The 15,204-nt window shown below is 50.5% G+C and carries 16 protein-coding genes; 10 read left to right on the plus strand and 6 right to left on the minus strand.

Annotation, left to right across the window (positions count from 1 at the left end; genetic code table 11):
- Positions 1-56 precede the first annotated feature (56 nt).
- The 8 genes from BIND_RS21765 (at position 57) to BIND_RS03310 (ending at position 7,893) form a co-directional block, all read left to right on the plus strand.
- Positions 57-1,388: a hypothetical protein gene (locus tag BIND_RS21765; protein WP_012383643.1), complete on the plus strand. Its 1,332-nt coding sequence runs from the start codon at positions 57-59 to the stop codon at positions 1,386-1,388.
- A 101-nt stretch (positions 1,389-1,489) separates the two neighbouring features.
- A complete protein-coding gene (locus tag BIND_RS03275) occupies positions 1,490-3,004 on the plus strand; it encodes a hypothetical protein (protein WP_012383644.1) in 1,515 nt (504 codons plus the stop codon).
- Between the two features lie 386 nt (positions 3,005-3,390).
- Positions 3,391-4,218, plus strand: a complete 828-nt coding sequence (locus BIND_RS21170) for a hypothetical protein (RefSeq protein WP_012383646.1) — start codon at positions 3,391-3,393, stop codon at positions 4,216-4,218.
- Positions 4,212-4,637 carry a hypothetical protein gene (locus tag BIND_RS03290; RefSeq protein WP_012383647.1) on the plus strand — a complete coding sequence of 142 codons (426 nt, stop codon included), beginning with the start codon at positions 4,212-4,214 and terminating at the stop codon, positions 4,635-4,637. The genes BIND_RS21170 and BIND_RS03290 overlap by 7 nt, the downstream gene beginning before the upstream one ends.
- A complete protein-coding gene (locus tag BIND_RS03295; protein ID WP_012383648.1) occupies positions 4,634-5,068 on the plus strand; it encodes a hypothetical protein in 435 nt (144 codons plus the stop codon). The genes BIND_RS03290 and BIND_RS03295 overlap by 4 nt, the downstream gene beginning before the upstream one ends.
- 108 nt (positions 5,069-5,176) lie before the next feature.
- On the plus strand, positions 5,177-5,920 hold the full coding sequence (locus BIND_RS03300) for a hypothetical protein (RefSeq protein WP_012383649.1): 744 nt from the start codon (positions 5,177-5,179) through the stop codon (positions 5,918-5,920).
- Positions 5,921-5,930: 10 nt separating this feature from the next.
- Positions 5,931-6,260 carry a hypothetical protein gene (locus BIND_RS03305; protein ID WP_050764093.1) on the plus strand — a complete coding sequence of 110 codons (330 nt, stop codon included), beginning with the start codon at positions 5,931-5,933 and terminating at the stop codon, positions 6,258-6,260.
- A 274-nt stretch (positions 6,261-6,534) separates the two neighbouring features.
- On the plus strand, positions 6,535-7,893 hold the full coding sequence (locus tag BIND_RS03310) for a hypothetical protein (protein ID WP_041777902.1): 1,359 nt from the start codon (positions 6,535-6,537) through the stop codon (positions 7,891-7,893).
- Positions 7,894-7,901: 8 nt separating this feature from the next.
- Here BIND_RS03310 and BIND_RS03315 read toward each other — a convergent pair whose 3' ends face one another.
- Both BIND_RS03315 and BIND_RS03320 read right to left on the minus strand, forming a co-directional pair.
- The gene (locus BIND_RS03315) at positions 7,902-8,483 is read right to left on the minus strand and encodes a phospholipase D-like domain-containing protein (RefSeq protein WP_012383652.1); all 582 of its coding nucleotides are present in this window, start codon (positions 8,481-8,483) and stop codon (positions 7,902-7,904) included.
- 325 nt (positions 8,484-8,808) lie between these two features.
- A complete protein-coding gene (locus BIND_RS03320; RefSeq protein WP_012383653.1) occupies positions 8,809-9,093 on the minus strand; it encodes a hypothetical protein in 285 nt (94 codons plus the stop codon).
- A gap of 155 nt (positions 9,094-9,248) precedes the next feature.
- Here BIND_RS03320 and BIND_RS03325 point away from each other — a divergent pair, with 155 nt between their 5' ends.
- Positions 9,249-9,800, plus strand: a complete 552-nt coding sequence (locus BIND_RS03325) for a hypothetical protein (RefSeq protein ID WP_012383654.1) — start codon at positions 9,249-9,251, stop codon at positions 9,798-9,800.
- Positions 9,801-9,969: 169 nt separating this feature from the next.
- On the opposite strand, the gene BIND_RS03330 is transcribed toward BIND_RS03325, so the two are convergent.
- The 4 genes from BIND_RS03330 to BIND_RS03345 form a co-directional block, all read right to left on the minus strand.
- A complete protein-coding gene (locus BIND_RS03330; protein ID WP_012383655.1) occupies positions 9,970-10,506 on the minus strand; it encodes a chromate transporter in 537 nt (178 codons plus the stop codon).
- Positions 10,503-11,099, minus strand: coding sequence for a chromate transporter (locus tag BIND_RS03335; protein ID WP_012383656.1), 597 nt, complete (start codon positions 11,097-11,099; stop codon positions 10,503-10,505). Before BIND_RS03335 ends, BIND_RS03330 begins: the two co-directional genes overlap by 4 nt.
- Positions 11,100-11,198: 99 nt before the next feature.
- Positions 11,199-11,669, minus strand: a complete 471-nt coding sequence (locus BIND_RS03340) for a DNA polymerase III subunit chi (RefSeq protein WP_012383657.1) — start codon at positions 11,667-11,669, stop codon at positions 11,199-11,201.
- A 10-nt stretch (positions 11,670-11,679) separates the two neighbouring features.
- A complete protein-coding gene (locus BIND_RS03345) occupies positions 11,680-13,308 on the minus strand; it encodes a leucyl aminopeptidase (protein ID WP_012383658.1) in 1,629 nt (542 codons plus the stop codon).
- Positions 13,309-14,053: 745 nt separating this feature from the next.
- On the opposite strand from BIND_RS03345, the gene lptG reads away from it, so the two are divergent.
- The gene (gene lptG, locus BIND_RS03350; protein ID WP_012383659.1) at positions 14,054-15,142 is read left to right on the plus strand and encodes an LPS export ABC transporter permease LptG; all 1,089 of its coding nucleotides are present in this window, start codon (positions 14,054-14,056) and stop codon (positions 15,140-15,142) included.
- Positions 15,143-15,204 lie beyond the last annotated feature (62 nt).

Below are 15,204 nucleotides of genomic sequence, written 5' to 3' on the forward strand. Positions count from 1 at the left end.
GACCTCGAAAGCGATTTGAATTTTATCGTTAGAAATATGATTATCTAGGAATTTGTATGTCAGAGCCACTCTTATTTATTCCTATTACAAAAGTCGATCAAGAAAAGCGTCTCGTCTATGGAATAGCCACTGCCGAGCAAGAAGATCGTGCCGGTGAAGTGTGTGATTATGCATCGACAAAGCCGCTTTATGAACAATGGTCGAATACAATTGCTCAGGCAACTGATGGACGATCGTTAGGGAATATTCGTGCCATGCATGGCAGTGTTGCAGCGGGTAAGGTAACCGCGATTTCTTTTAACGATCAGGCAAAACAGATTGAAATCTGCGCTCGGATTATCGACGATTATGAATGGAACAAAGTGCTCGAGGGCGTGTATACCGGATTTAGTCAGGGGGGCGCATATGCAAAGCGCTGGACGGATAATGACGGTGTAAAACGCTATACCGCTGATCCTCACGAAATCTCATTAGTCGATCTTCCTTGTTTGCCGAGCGCGACCTTCCAAATGGTGAAATCCAATGGTACAATTGTGGACCGGGCTTTTAAGCAGAAATTTGGGTTAACAAAGTCAACGGAATTACCGGTCAAAGCAGTGACGGAAGCTGATAACAGCTCCTCCAGCGTGACTGCGGAATATCTTCGCAAGGGTCTCGACACCTGTGGACGGCTCGCTTTTCTCATTGAAGAATTAGATGCTCTTCAGCAAGAGGCAAGTCTTGAAGTTCAAGACGAAAGTGATCAATCTTCTGTTTCTTCAAATCTTGCACAAAATGTCGCGAGCTTATGCGTTATATTACGCGATATGGTGACGGAAGAAACCAATGAATTAATCAATACTATAGGTACGAAGACACCGGAGGTGGAGCAAAGTCTCATGGAGGCGGCGAAAGCTATGCAGGCGAACGCGCGCATAGCATTCGCTAAACGGTGTCCATCGTCAGTAAAATCGATTTTGGAAAAGGCGATATCGTCGGGAAGTAAGTCGGATCAGGAATATATCCAGGAGATTCATGATCTGGCGGTCAAATTGGGAGCGAAGGCGAGTAATCAGAGCGTTCGACTGCAGCAGTCTGTCGGTAAAGATATCGGACACACTTTTGCAGCAGTGAGCGAACTCGCCGAAGCGCACCAGCGTATGATTGAGGAGAAGATGTTGCCGGCTCTCCAAAATATGGCGGAGCGTCTCAAATCAATTGAAACACTTCCCCGGCCCTTGCCGTTTTTTGATAGAACACATGCCGTCAGTAAAGCCAACGATATCGGTCGCCATGATCCGGTCAATCTTGAAGAAGCCTTCGAGCAAATGGGTGAGGCTGAACGAGAAGCCTTGGTGTTTAAACATTTGCTGAATCAGCCCAAGAAAATGGGCTTTGCTCCACGATAAGAATTTCAAAGACCCTTTATAAACGTAAACTCTCAATTTGTAAGCTTTTGTTCTTTGGTTGTCCTAGCAGACAGCACAATTTCCTTTAGTTGGAGTTGATTATGGCGTCTTCCGCGTTGGAAGTTCTGGAAAAGCTTAAAGCTGCACCGGTCATGGACAATCCGCACCTCGCAAAGGCCAATGGTACTTTTTTACAAAGTGGTTCTGCGACCGGGGGATTAACCTATTATGATCTCGATCTGGGTGCGAAACTCGTCTATCCGGTGTTAACCCCCCTGCGTAACGTGATTCCACGTGTGTCTGGTCGTGGAGGTATTCAAGCCTCCTGGCGTGCGATTACTGCCATTAATGCGAGCGGTATGCGTGTGGGCGTTTCTGAATCCAATCGAGGGGGTGTTCAAGCTGTTGCCACGCACGATTATGTTGCTTCCTACAAGGGTATCGGTATTGAAAGCACGGCTTCTTTCGAAGCCTTTTATGCGGCACAGGGATTTGATGACATTCGTGCCTTAGCGGCAAAAACCGGCCTTGAATCTCTTATGCTCTCTGAAGAAAGCATGATTCTCGGCGGAAATAACTCACTTCCTCTTGGAACCCCGCCAATTCCTACGCTAACGGCGTCCTCGACGGGTGGTTCACTGGCGGCTCAATCCTGGTCTGTTCTTGTCGTGCCTCTTTCTCATGACGGAATGATCAATGCCTCTGTTACTGGGGGAGTCCAGCAGTTGATTCAGCGTACGAACGCTGACGGTTCCATCGATAAATTCGGGGGCGGTGCGGGATATAAAAGCTCGAACGCAATCGTGACCACGACTGGTACAACGAGCTCCATTGCTGCGACAGTTACAGCTGTGCCCGGCGCTTTAGGCTATGCTTGGTTTTGGGGAGCTCCGAATTTGGAGTCCTTGGGGGCGATCACGTCGATTAATTCCGTTTCCATTATAGGTGCTGCAACTGGTACATTGAAGGCCACATCGTTAAACAACAGTACAAGTGCAACGGATAACACGGACTATTCGACCAATAATTTGGCGTTTGATGGTTTGTTAACGCAGGCCATGAAACAAGGCTCGGGCGCATATTATGCGATACAGCCAATGGGAACGCCCGGCATCGGGACGCCGCTGACTTCCGATGCGGCGGGCGGAATCGTCGAAATCGACCTGGCTTTGAAATCCATGTGGGACAATTTCCGACTTTCTCCCGATACGATCTGGGTGAATAGCCAGGAAGCGTTGAATCTTTCCAAAAAGATTTTGGCTGGATCTTCCAGTTCCGCCCAGCGCTTTGTCTTCAATTCAGAACAGGGCATGCTCGGTGGCGGCATCATGGTTCGCACTTATCTCAATCGTTTCTCGATGCAGGGTGCTTCTATTCTGGATATCAAAATTCACCCGAATATGCCTGCGGGTACACTTCTCATGACAACCAGTCAATTGCCATACCCGCTTTCCAATGTGGGTAACGTGATGCAGATCAGGACGCGGCAGGATTATTATCAGGTCGAATGGCCATTGCGTTCTCGTAAATATGAGTATGGCGTATATGCGGATGAGGTCTTACAGCATTATTTTCCCCCGAGTCTGGCAGTGATCACCAATATTGGAAATGCATAAGCTCATCTATTCGTAGGGGGAAAAGCATGAATGGAAAGTCGGGCAAATGTCTGGCTTTTCCGCGAGGTTGCATGCCAGGAAAAGTGAAGCTCTATGCCCCGTCTCATTTTACGTGCTGCTCAGTCGATGGTCACGTCATTGAGCAAACGAAGGAGGGAGCCGTTGTTATTCCTGAGGCATTTGTTCCCGTATTGATCGCTCATGGTTTCACATTCCAAGTTGCTATGACAGACGCTGGAGAGGCTTCTCGGAGAAGAAAAGATATCAATGTTTTGACTCGGCGCGAGCTCTGCGCCTTTTTGCGATCGAGAGGCGTCAAGGGATATTCGAAAATGAGTAACGCGGAACTCAGAGCGTTAGCGTTAGAAATTCATTAGAGAGGGAGTATGGCCGAAAGTTACGACTTAGTCAGTCTTCCAGATTATAAAGCTTATATGTCTATCTCCCAAAATACTGATGATAATAAGTTGCGTTATTTGATTACGGCCATCAGTCGCGCAATTTTGACGAGAATTAACAGACCTAGTTTGTTGCCGAGATATTTTACAGATATACGTGATGGCAGCGGGGAAAAAGCCTTCTTTCTAAGAAATTGGCCTGTGACATCGATTGTCTCATTGACGATCGACGGTGTTGCGGTGCCTTCCGCAATTGCGGGTGACGGTTGGCGATCGACGGCATTTGGCTATGTTCTGGATGCGCCAGATATGGAGCCGCCTGGAAAGCCACAAATGCTTTCCCTTAAATCTGGCTGCTATGCGAAAGGTCGTCAAAATATATGTGTAACTTATATGGCTGGTTACCAAACTACAGAAGTTATAAATGTACGGACAATGCCACCATATTCAATTAGTCTTTCCGAGTCTTATGGTGCTTGGGCCAAAGATATCAGTGTCACAGATGTTGATCATAATCTTTTGACGGCAGTTTCGGAAAACCCTCTTTCTGGGCAATATGTTGCCAGCGCAGGAAATTATCTTTTTTCGAGCGAAGATGCGGGGAGGGAATGCTCGATCACCTATGGTTATATCCCTGCCGATCTCGCTATAGCGGCAATGGATTGGATTGCCGATCGCGCATCATACCAGGATCGCATTGGCTATTCGTCTAAATCATTAGGGGGACAGGAAACGATCAGCTATCTTGTAAAATCCATCCCAGATTTTGTTCAACCGATCTTACAACAATATACAAATGTGGTGCAAACATGTTGAGGATCGATATTGATACTGCTTCCGTCGACCAGAAAATTAGCGCGATTCCTGATAAAGTTCGCGAACTTTTAATGGGAAAATTAAATCTATTTCAAACTCAAATAGAAGCTAAGACAGGCTCATTGTCGGCAAATATTTATGGGAATGACAATCAGGTTTCTTTGATTTTGGGAAGGGATTTGAGTATTGAATTGAGGCCAAAGGCGTTTCTGATAAAAAATAAAACTGTAAATAGACAATATCAAACAAAGTCAAAAACGCAAATTAGCCTTGAATTGGCTAAATCACGACGTTTCGCTCAATCTATAAAAGCATCATGGAATAAAGAAGCCAATATCATCGATCAGTCAGACCTTTCCGAACTGAATGACCTGTTTAGTCATCAGATGATACTCGATATGTCAGAGGTGGGTTTATGACCAGCCGTGAAGCTGTGATGGCTGGACTTGAGATGTTACTGAGTAATGCGTATGCGTGGATCACTGGTCCAGAACGCAGGTTGAAACTTTGGGCGGATGTGCCATTGAGTCAACGTCCCGCATTATTTCTATTCGATGGTGGACAAGATCGTTATACATACAATAATAGCATTAATCTAAAGCGAACGATAAATGTTAAGTTATTCGTTTATACGAATTCGAAGGAAAACACCGGTTCCATTGAGCTCAATGAAATCATGGATGCGATCGATAACGCTCTTGCTCCCAAAGACGGCGACCTGCAACTTGGACGCAATACTTTGGGGGGATGCGCATATCATTGTCGAATAGAGGGGGATGTCGTTAAAGATCCCGGTGATCTTGATGGCGAAGGCCTATTGATTATTCCCGTACAGATTCTGCTCCCGTAAGTGTAGGATGCGTTCGTATCGAACGTATTATAAACATATATAAAATTGATATGTAATTACTATAAAAAAATTTCTAATATTATATCGACGTAATAGGGTCATATATTTATGTCTACTTATAGCTTTGGGTCTGGTATATTATATGGATTACGCACAGATTCTCCTAACGCTACTCCGATCAATTTTGGATTGATTCAAGATGTTTCGATCGATGAGACTCCGACTATCAAGGAACTTTACGGGCAGAACCAACGGCCTGTAGCGATCGCGAGGGGGACGATCAAAACGACCGGTAAAGCGACGCTGGCAAGAATTTCCGGTCTTGCTATGGCAAGTCTGTTTTATGGTGTATCTCCGTCCGCGGGGCAATTGGCAACGCAGTTTCAAGAGCCATCATCGGTTCCGTCGGATCCTCAAATTGGTTTATCGGTATCCAATGCGGCGACATTCGCCGATGATTATGGAATTATATTTGCTGCGTCTGGCCTACCGCTTACAAAAGTAGCGAGTAACCCCACAGCGGGGCAATATTCTTTATCTGATAACAAATATCTATTTGCGTCAGATGATGCTGGTAAGGCGATTCTTATCACATACACATATGAGCTCGCCGGTATAGGCCAGAGTATTCACGTACAGAATCAGCTTTTAGGTACGACGCCTATATTTCAGTGCCAGTTTTATACGACATTCAATGGTCAGAGTGTGTCTTTGAAATTGAATGCTTGTACCGCGAGCAAATTTTCTTTCGCGACCAAGCTGGAAGATTTCACGATGCCGGATTTCGAGTTCTCGTGCTTCGCGGATGCAGCAGGCAATGTCATGACTTGGTCCTTCTCTGAGGTTTCCTGATATGACGAGAATGGCGTCGAAGCAAATTACTCTGGGGCATAAGGTATGGACTATTCGCCCCTTAACTTTGAAGCAGGTGCAGGCCATTGAGCCTGTTCTTTTGGCCGGTGATGGAAAAGGTGTCGTTGGTACAGCTCTGGCCATTCTTCGCGTCGCGCTATCTCGCGATTTTCCGGAGGACGCGAATTGCCTTGAGGATTTTGAGACCACGACCGATGAAATTAGTCTCGCCATGGGCGACATATTGCAACTTGGTGGATTTTTGAGGAGTCCTATGCCGGGGGAAGCCAGCGCCGGGGAGAGCCCGGCACCGATTGGCGTTGGATCTATTCGCGCTTAACGGCAGCACTTGGTTGGACTGCCGCGCAGATCGATGAAATGGCCATGGCAGATCTCATCGATTTATTCTCCTATTGGCGTGAGACGCCTCCTGTTCATGAAATACTTTGCGCTGTTTATAAGATCGGATGCGACAAGGCCAAAGTTTCTCAAAAAAGCCAAACTATAGCAGGGGATCCTAGTGGCATCAGTGAGCTAATACGGAGGTTCCCAAACGGCTTTGTCACAGGTGCATGATAATAAAAACGCCAGGATAACAAAATTTAGATTGTAGGATGATTGAGGTGGCCTCCAACGAAATTGAAGTTCGATTTAGTGCCGATATTTCAGCGTTACGTGCGGGCATACAGCAGGCGTCTGATATTCTGAAAAATGTTGGATTGTCCTCGCAGAACGCCACACAAAAAGCGTCGGGCTCGCTTGATGATTTGGGGAATACGTTCGGTAATGCCCGTACTTATATGCAGTCGTTTTCGCAGAATCTCGTTCAAACGCGCAATGAGTCTGTCTCTACATCGGCCGGTATTGGGCTGATTGCGTCGTCATCTACTCAGTTAAGTCAAGCTCTTGGTTCGGTCAATCAGAATAGCGCTCTTGCACAAAATGCTGAAACAGAGCGTTACAATGCATTGATGGGAGAAGCTGATTTTCGACGCGCTTTGATTCGAGAAGAGGCACAAGATTACCAAATTAGCTATCAGCAGGAACTGGCTGCCTTACAGTCTAATAATGTCTCCAAACTTGCTGCGATCCGGGATCATTATGCGGCTTTGAAAAATGCACAAGAGGAAGGGTCGAGCCAATATCTTCGGCTCAGTCAAAGTGACGCGGCGGCTGAGAGGCAAATTCAGCTACAAAATTTTCGTGATATACAGGATGTCAATCGGCGCTTGGTGCAGGAATATCGGTCAAGCTTCGACGCTATCGGTTCGACTGTGACGAGTTCCGTCATGTCTATGATGCAGGGGCAGCGGACGTTTAGTGAAACGGTGCGCAATACGCTTCTGCAGATTATCGAGATGTTCGTGCAAGCGCGTATTCGAACGGTTGCGGAATGGTTGGCTGGAACAATAGCGCAGACTCAAGTATCTGTCGTCGGTGAAAGTGCCAAGACAAGTGCCGTGTCGGCTGGTACGGCCGTGCGTGTGGGTTTGGAGACGACCGCTTCCTCGGCATCGATGGCAAGCACTTTTACGGGAGTTTTGAAGAGTATTTTGGCGTCGGCGACACAAACCTTTGCCGGTATTTTCGGGTTCCTATCGCCGATTCTGGGCCCAGCTGCTATTGGGCCTGCCGTAGCTGGAGAAGCAACAGTTCTTGCTGCGGCTAGTTCGTTGCCATCTTTTGCCGTAGGTGCATGGTCCTTGCCGAGTGATATGATCGCTCAGGTGCATCAAGGTGAAATGATCGTTCCCGCCGGGCCTGCCGCTGCGATGCGTTCTGCATTATCTGGCGGTGGCGATCAGAGGGGAGTGATGGTTCAGCATGCAACGAATTTCAATGTGACGGCAATCGACAGTCAAAGCGTATCACAGTTTTTCCGTTACAATGGACGGCAGATCATGCGCACTATTAATGATTCAATCCGTGCTGGTACCCATCTTGGTTTATCGAGGCTTTCGAGCCTGAGCTGATGGGTTTCCTATTGGAAGGTGGGGTAATTGTCTTTATAGACAAGCAGGTTTGTTTTTTCCCACATGGCATCAAACTTCTTTTTGAAGTGTTGTACGATGTCTTTATCGTTTATGATAATCAGATCATTGTCTTGTAATTTAAGTCCGGAGGCTGAAAGATTAGCGGCTCCGCTGCGTAATAAATATCCATCGATTTGATAGGATTTGAGATGCATAAGCGGTCTATGTTGAGATTTGAACTTGATCATGACGCCTGACGTGTTTTGAAGTGCTTGTAAGGCTTGATAAGGCTTGCCGTGATCACTGAATTGTCCCTCGTAAAGATATAAACGGACATGGACCCCACGCGTTGCAGCACGCGTGAGGGCTTCGATTACGGGAACATCGGTCAGAACATAGGAAGCGAAATCGATTTCGTGCAAAGCTGTATTGATGAGGGCGACATCGATATGTTCCAGGTTTTCTTCTGGAGCGTAATGAACAGAAATGGTTTCCTGGTTGCCTGCGTAAACATACAAGTTGGTTGAGGTGATCACCCATATGCTTGTCAAAGCTGTGATCGCGATGATTTGTAGTTGTGGTAATCTCATAAATATCTCTTAAAAATAAGTTCTGCCCGTTTGAAGAAACGGTGCGCACGTATATGATAATTATTTTTGGCAATTTAAGGGTTGTAATGAGAATGTGTGTTTGATGGATGAAATAAACACAGAAACTTGTATTCAAGCGTAATATCTAGCAACTTATCGATTGCTATTGGGACTTATGCCTTAATTATATATTCTAGTATTCATTAAGGTGGCCGCGGCTTTGCGATAAGGATATTCAGAATATTGGATAAGCTCAGCGATCACGCTGGTGGCATGAAAATTAAACTTATACTAAAATAACAATATTAAGAAGCTGGCGGTCAGTCTATACTTGAAAGGCTTCTTGCCATTTTTTGCCGTTATGCGCGCCGACGATGAGTCTTTGTTGCGCTGCAATGGTAAGTTTCACTTTTTTCCAATGGCTGGCCGAACGACTTTTGTCGAGGCATTTTCCCCGGGCGCGATCGCGTGCCTCACGGTAAGCTTGGTCGTTATAATGGCTGATGAGATAAAGGGCATCTGCTTCAACAAGCCGAGCTTGCTTTGATCGTTCGATAAAACCCATCTGGCTGGGGAGAAAAAAATCGAAGAATCTTGCAAATTGGGGCATAATAAACGGCTCAGACAGGGAAGTCGTCGGTCAAGCGGAACATACATGGAACATAGCAGGATCGCAATTGATATGTTCCTGTTTTATTCTTTTAATGCTCTGACTCAGCCCTTGGATGGCATTGTCCCCCATCAGTAGAGGCCAATTCTTAAAATATGGTTTCCAACGAAAAAGCGCGGGCCGCTTTAACCGCCCATCCCTTGCCGGAAAGCCCTTGGATCGAGGTGACCGATGAGGCGATCCTCATCAAGGCCGGGTTCAGTGAGCAACTTCTTCAATTGCTTCGATGGGTACCGAAAGTTCAATGGCGGCCCGATAAACGCTATTGGGTGGTGCCGCTCAGCGGCGCGGAAACCGTTCGGGCCGTTCTCCCAGAGATCACACGCTTGAGCGAACTCACCTTGCCGGGCAAGGGGAAGAGCGTGGTTTCGGAAACTCCTCATTCAGATGAAGAGATGTTTCGCGAGGCTGCTCGGCTTCTTTTCGGGGCCGAATGGCAACGAGAGACGGCACTCGCCCTTGGTCGAAATGAAACTGAACTCGCCCGCTGGCTTCTGGGCGAACACGCGTTCGGCGATGCGGATGAATTATTGCGGGATATGCTTGCCCTCATGCGGCAAAGGGCTTCCAGGATCGAGGAGGAGGCCGATCGATTCCAGGCCGCTCTGGAACGACGGACTGCAGGTGTGCAGCCTGCCAATCCTTAAGGTGCGTTTGTGATGCGGGAAGGACGGCGGCTGTTCGAAGATAGCGGACTGTGTTCTCGCATGCATGGGATGAACTCCTTGCCGCGTAGGCGCTCGGCAGACAAGGAAGAATGGCGCGTTTATCTTGCGCGAGGCAGAGCTCCTCTGTTCATGCAGCGTACCAACCTGTTCAGGGAAGTTTCATGAAGAGGTTGAGGCTGCTCGCGAACAAAGTCACACTGCCGCCGCCCAAAAGGATCCAAAACGTTTCAATCTTCGTCGTCAGGAGCAGGATGAGGCTGATGACCGCGATTGCGATGGTGATGGGATCCGTCAAGGCGTCCTTGCCGAGGGGGATAGCCGCGGCGAGCAGAAGGCCTGAGCTGGCTATGACCACGCTCTGCAAGACAGTTTTCACGCGGGGATGCTCGACCCTCCGGCCGGCATAGTGGAGAACGGGTATGATTGATAAGGCCGGTGTGATCATCGCTAGCCAACCCGCAAAGGCGCCAGGCAGGCCGGCGACGAAGTAGCCAACACTCACGATAAAAAGCCCGACAGCGCCTGGCGTGCTTCGCGTGATGATAATGGCTTCGTTCAATTGCTGATCCGTCAACACATGGTGCTGAACGACAAGCGCATCCTGTACTGCGGGTAAAGCCGCGAGGCCGGCGAAGGATGTGGCCGTCGCTTTCAACAGGATGAGATAGAGCAGAACGACATTCATGCGTGAACCGGAGGGAGGAAAAGGCCAATGGCTCCCGCCAGCAACAAAACTTCGATCGCGGGAATTTTGAGGAAGACATAAAGCACGAAAGCCGCGCTGCCGATGGTGATGAGGCGTGTCCGTTCGGCGGAATTGGCATGGGGCTTGGCAATGATCCAAGCGGTCTTGACGGTCAAAGCGACGGCACCCGCCATGGCGCCGCGAAGCGTTTCACTGACCAAAACATTGTCCTGCCAAACGTCGAACAGGACGGTGAGCAGAACGACCATCAAGGTGCAAGGAACCGAGGCCGCGAGAAGGGCGACTATGGCGCCGGGGATTTGCCGGAGAACCCAGCCAAGACCCGTACAAAAGGCCAAAAGATTGGTGCCGGGTATCAGACGCGCCAAGGCGAAACACAGGGTAAAATCATCCTGCCTCACCCACTGACGTTTTTCAACGAGTTGTTGATGGATGGCCGCTGCCGTCAGACTGCCGCCCCCCATTGTGAAATTGGCGTGTCGTAGGAAGACATTGGCGATTTGAGCAAGGTCCGGGGCTGGCGCTGTCTCGTCATGTCCGATCAATTTGGTCTGCTGTGATCCGACCTTCATGGCGCCTCGTGCTTCCGATCTCTTGCTGCCGATGACAAGCCATGCGCGTGCCGAAGGCTGATGCCAGATCGATATCCGAGGCTTTATATCAGCGTCAATTCACGCCTTTTTTTCCCAGCGATCAGAGTCGTTCTGCTGCCAATAGGTTAGGGGCAAAGAGCGCGCCTTCAAATCTTGCCATTGCCGCCGGGCGATCGTCAGTTCTTCCTCGTCGTGGCCGTTGAACAGCACGATCATCCGCGCGTAAAGAGAGGAGGAGGGATCTTGCATGAGGCTGACGATATCGGCACCCTCGATGAATAATCGCAGCCGTGCGCCATTAGGATTATCCATTTCCGTGGTGAGATAAACGGGCTGCATGACGGCATCGCCGTCACACGCCCGTCCATGGGCGAGAAAACTCGCATCCGAATAGACCCAAAGCCATTGATCGAGCACGGCCAAGCGTTCCTCGCTCCGAGCCTGAACGATGGCGCGCCAGCCATGCTCCAGGGATTTCTCGAGAAGTTTCGGCAGGACGCGCTCAATGGGGTGGCGCTGGAGATGATAGAACCAGATGTCGATGGCCATGCCTCGAGTGTCAGGACTCGTAATGATCGGCAACCAAGCGGTCGAGCAGCCGTACGCCGAAACCAGATCCCCAGCTTTGGTTGGTTTCACTATGCGGCGAACTCATGCCGGTGCCCGCAATGTCGAGGTGCGCCCAGGGCGTGCCATTGACGAAGCGTTGCAGGAATTGCGCGGCGGTGATCGAACCGGCATGGCGGCCACCGGTATTTTTCATATCGGCGAATTTTGAATCGATCATTTTATCATAGGCTGGCCCCAGCGGGAGACGCCAGAGTTTTTCGCCCGTAACCTTGCCGGCATCGAGCAGATTCTCGCTCAATTCATCATTATTGGAGAAAAGGCCCGCATGGTCCTGCCCGAGGGCGACGAGAATGGCGCCGGTGAGCGTGGCGAGATCGATGATGAATTTCGGCTTGTACTTATCTTGCACATACCAAAGCACATCGGCGAGGACGAGGCGGCCTTCGGCATCGGTATTGATGACCTCGATGGTCTGACCGGACATGGATTTCACGATATCGCCGGGCCGCTGAGCATTGGGGCCCGGCATGTTCTCGACAAGGCCGATCGCGCCGATGGCATCGACCTTGGCCTTGCGGGTCGCCAAGGTTTGCATCAGGCCGACGACACAGGCGGCCCCCGCCATATCGCCTTTCATATCTTCCATGCCGGCGGCTGGCTTGATCGAAATACCGCCGGTATCAAAGCATACGCCCTTGCCGACGAAGGCGATCGGCTTCGTTTTCGCATTATCTTTGCCGCTCTTGGGCGCGTTCTTGAGACCGCGCCAGCGCATGATGACGACGCGGCTTTCACGGATGGAGCCTTGCCCCACGGCGAGGAGGGACCCCATGCCCAGTTCGAGCATCGCCGGCTCGTCGAGGATCGTGATCTCGACACCGAGCTTTTCGAGAGCAGCGGCGCGCTGGGCGAATTCTTCCGGATAGAGAATATTGGCTGGTTCATTGACCAGTGAGCGGGCCGTCAGAACACCCGCGGCCAGGGCCTCGCGGTTTTTTGCCTCGCGTCGCGCGGCGGCGGGCTCATCCACGGCAAGAAGGATCTCCGTCGGACCTTGCGTTTCGAGGCCGTCTTTTTTCTTGGTTTTGTAGATATCGAAGCGATAGTCGCGTAATTGTAGGCCCAGCAGAAAATCGGCGGCCGCCGCTGCTCTGTCCATATTTGAAAAGGGTGGATCGAAAGCAACGAGGGCGCTGGCTCCTTGACCAAGCTTGCCGAGCAGCGCGCCGCCAAGAGCGGCGAAATCCTCCGGCTTGGCGGTTTCTTCCTTTTCCGATTCGTCCTTGTCCTTTTTCTTGCTTTGCGATTCCGGGGCGAGGCCTGTGCCCTGCACGATGATTCGGTCAGCGGCGAAACCGGCGGGTGCGAGAATTTCGAGGAAAGAGAGCGACTTGCCCTTGAATTTCGCAACTTCCGCGGCCCGCTTGATGAGGGCTTCGCCTTCTGCACCAATGAGGTTCAATGTCGTTTCGCCAAATGTGACATCGCGTCCCGCGAGAAGCACCAAAGTCTGGGATTTCTTGGCTTTTCCGGGTGTTTTCTTCGCCGAGGCCTGAGCTGGCGATTGCGCCGTCAACGGGGCGAGCGCGACGAATTCGATTTTCATGGGCTCCGACATATGATCCTCAGCATGCCAAAAGGGGCTGCACTCAACAAATTTCGACAGGTTTGCTTCGTTTAAAGTTTTGCGCGGTCTTTGTCGCTCCGATCATGTTCCTGCCAAGCTAGCTGTGCAAGAGTCTTGCTATTCGCGGCACTCGCGGGAATATTCCCATGGAAATATCTCCCGGGGCGCACCGATAGAGATCAGGGGATGAAAACGGTTGGGGACCTGTGTCGAGATCAGGCTTGCCATAGCCTCGGCAACTGGCTATCCGTACCCGCCGGTCCGGTTCTGGCGGCTGGGTTTTCCTCGGCTGCGCATCGAACCTGAACGTGAATATCTTTTTGGATGAATTTGATTTTTTTATAAAGACTTATAGCATCACTCTCGCGTCTGATAACGAGTGATGCCATGGACTCACCCGGAGTTTGTCGTGCGACAAAAGTCGCTCGAGTCGAGATATAATATGGGGACGAGATTCGGCATGGAGAAGAGAGTGGAAGCGGGTGGGAGATTCTAGCCGGCGGGCGTGATTTTGCCAGAATGCTTTGCATGATTTGCGGCGGCGGTGGGCGACGGATATCTGGATCAATCCGGGTTGTGCTGCCTGACGGCGCGAGTGGGGCAATGGGGAAATGGCCTTGAGGATTAAAATGCCCGAACGCGCGACCGATTCGGATCCTGCGAGGCGGATCGGAAGACCAGCCTTTTCCATTGTTTTTGACCAAGATGCTTTTGAAGGGGAGATGGACAGCCGCCTATGCTGATCGGACCGACCCTCGGGCGTTATCTGTCGTCGCGTTTCCTGTTTATGATTCTTGCCGTTTTCGGCACAATCTTCAGCATGATCTATGTGATCGATCTCGTCGAGATGTTGCGGCGCGCCGGTAACAGGCCGGGCGCCACGGCCTCTCTCATCGCCTTTTTGTCGTTTCTGCGCGCGCCCTCCGTTTCTGAACAGATCCTGCCGTTTTGCGTCCTGTTTGGCACCATGGCAACCTTCATCAATCTGACGCGCCGCCTGGAACTGCTTGTCGCGCGGGCCGCGGGCATTTCGATCTGGCAACTCATGATGCCGCCCCTAGGCATCGCCTTGGCCATCGGAATCTTCTCTGTCACGCTCTACAATCCGATATCCGCCATGATGAAACATCGTGCGGATGGGATCGAGACTGAATTGTTTGGCGGGATTGGTGGGCAGGAGACGAAGGGCGGATTGTGGATTCGCCAGAATAGCGTCGACGGCCAGGCGATCATTCGGGCCGAGACCGTCGAGGCCGGCGGTTCGCGGCTCGGCGGGGTCACGCTCTATACCTATGGGAAGGATGGAAGTTTCGAAGCGCGAATCGAAGCACGCCATGCCAAGCTCGTTCCCGGTGTCTGGCAAATGACCGAAGCCCGGATTATCGTGCCCGGTGAGGAAATTCAGGAGGCGGGCCTTTATCTTCTGGCGACCAATCTGACGCCAGGTGAGGTCTCCGAGAATATCGTGACCCCCGAATCCGTGCCGTTTTGGGAACTCCAATCTTTCCGCGCCGCCACCGAGCTTGCAGGTCTCGACTCAACGCGATATCGCCTGCAATTTCAACTCCTTCTGGCTCGCCCGCTATTTTTCATCGCAATGGTTTTGATCGCCGCGGCCTTTTCGTTAAGGTTTTTTCGATTTGGTGGTATTACCAAAATGGTTTGCGGTGGAGCGGGCGCAGGCTTCGTGCTTTACATAGTGTCGAAATTTACCGGTGATCTGGGCACTTCAGGGTTGTTGAGTGCCCCGATCGCCGCTTGGTCTCCCGCTGTCGTTGCAAGTATGCTCGGCGCGTTAGCCTTGCTGAATCAGGAGGATGGTTGATGGGGCGGCGTTTTTGCCCCGTAAATCCAGGCTTGTCGAGGACAAAGACCCGACACGGTTCC

The organism is Beijerinckia indica subsp. indica ATCC 9039, assembly GCF_000019845.1.
GTDB lineage: Bacteria > Pseudomonadota > Alphaproteobacteria > Rhizobiales > Beijerinckiaceae > Beijerinckia > Beijerinckia indica.

Excerpts from the sequence above, each read along its gene's own strand:
- BIND_RS21765 (WP_012383643.1), top strand. The coding sequence starts at position 57 with ATGTCAGAGCCACTCTTATTTATTCCTATTACAAAAGTCGATCAAGAA.
- BIND_RS03275 (WP_012383644.1), top strand. The coding sequence starts at position 1,490 with ATGGCGTCTTCCGCGTTGGAAGTTCTGGAAAAGCTTAAAGCTGCACCG.
- BIND_RS21170 (WP_012383646.1), top strand. The coding sequence starts at position 3,391 with ATGGCCGAAAGTTACGACTTAGTCAGTCTTCCAGATTATAAAGCTTAT.
- BIND_RS03290 (WP_012383647.1), top strand. The coding sequence starts at position 4,212 with ATGTTGAGGATCGATATTGATACTGCTTCCGTCGACCAGAAAATTAGC.
- BIND_RS03295 (WP_012383648.1), top strand. The coding sequence starts at position 4,634 with ATGACCAGCCGTGAAGCTGTGATGGCTGGACTTGAGATGTTACTGAGT.
- BIND_RS03300 (WP_012383649.1), top strand. The coding sequence starts at position 5,177 with ATGTCTACTTATAGCTTTGGGTCTGGTATATTATATGGATTACGCACA.
- BIND_RS03305 (WP_050764093.1), top strand. The coding sequence starts at position 5,931 with ATGGCGTCGAAGCAAATTACTCTGGGGCATAAGGTATGGACTATTCGC.
- BIND_RS03310 (WP_041777902.1), top strand. The coding sequence starts at position 6,535 with ATGATTGAGGTGGCCTCCAACGAAATTGAAGTTCGATTTAGTGCCGAT.
- BIND_RS03315 (WP_012383652.1), bottom strand. The coding sequence starts at position 8,483 with ATGAGATTACCACAACTACAAATCATCGCGATCACAGCTTTGACAAGC.
- BIND_RS03320 (WP_012383653.1), bottom strand. The coding sequence starts at position 9,093 with ATGCCCCAATTTGCAAGATTCTTCGATTTTTTTCTCCCCAGCCAGATG.
- BIND_RS03325 (WP_012383654.1), top strand. The coding sequence starts at position 9,249 with ATGGTTTCCAACGAAAAAGCGCGGGCCGCTTTAACCGCCCATCCCTTG.
- BIND_RS03330 (WP_012383655.1), bottom strand. The coding sequence starts at position 10,506 with ATGAATGTCGTTCTGCTCTATCTCATCCTGTTGAAAGCGACGGCCACA.
- BIND_RS03335 (WP_012383656.1), bottom strand. The coding sequence starts at position 11,099 with ATGAAGGTCGGATCACAGCAGACCAAATTGATCGGACATGACGAGACA.
- BIND_RS03340 (WP_012383657.1), bottom strand. The coding sequence starts at position 11,669 with ATGGCCATCGACATCTGGTTCTATCATCTCCAGCGCCACCCCATTGAG.
- BIND_RS03345 (WP_012383658.1), bottom strand. The coding sequence starts at position 13,308 with ATGTCGGAGCCCATGAAAATCGAATTCGTCGCGCTCGCCCCGTTGACG.
- lptG (WP_012383659.1), top strand. The coding sequence starts at position 14,054 with ATGCTGATCGGACCGACCCTCGGGCGTTATCTGTCGTCGCGTTTCCTG.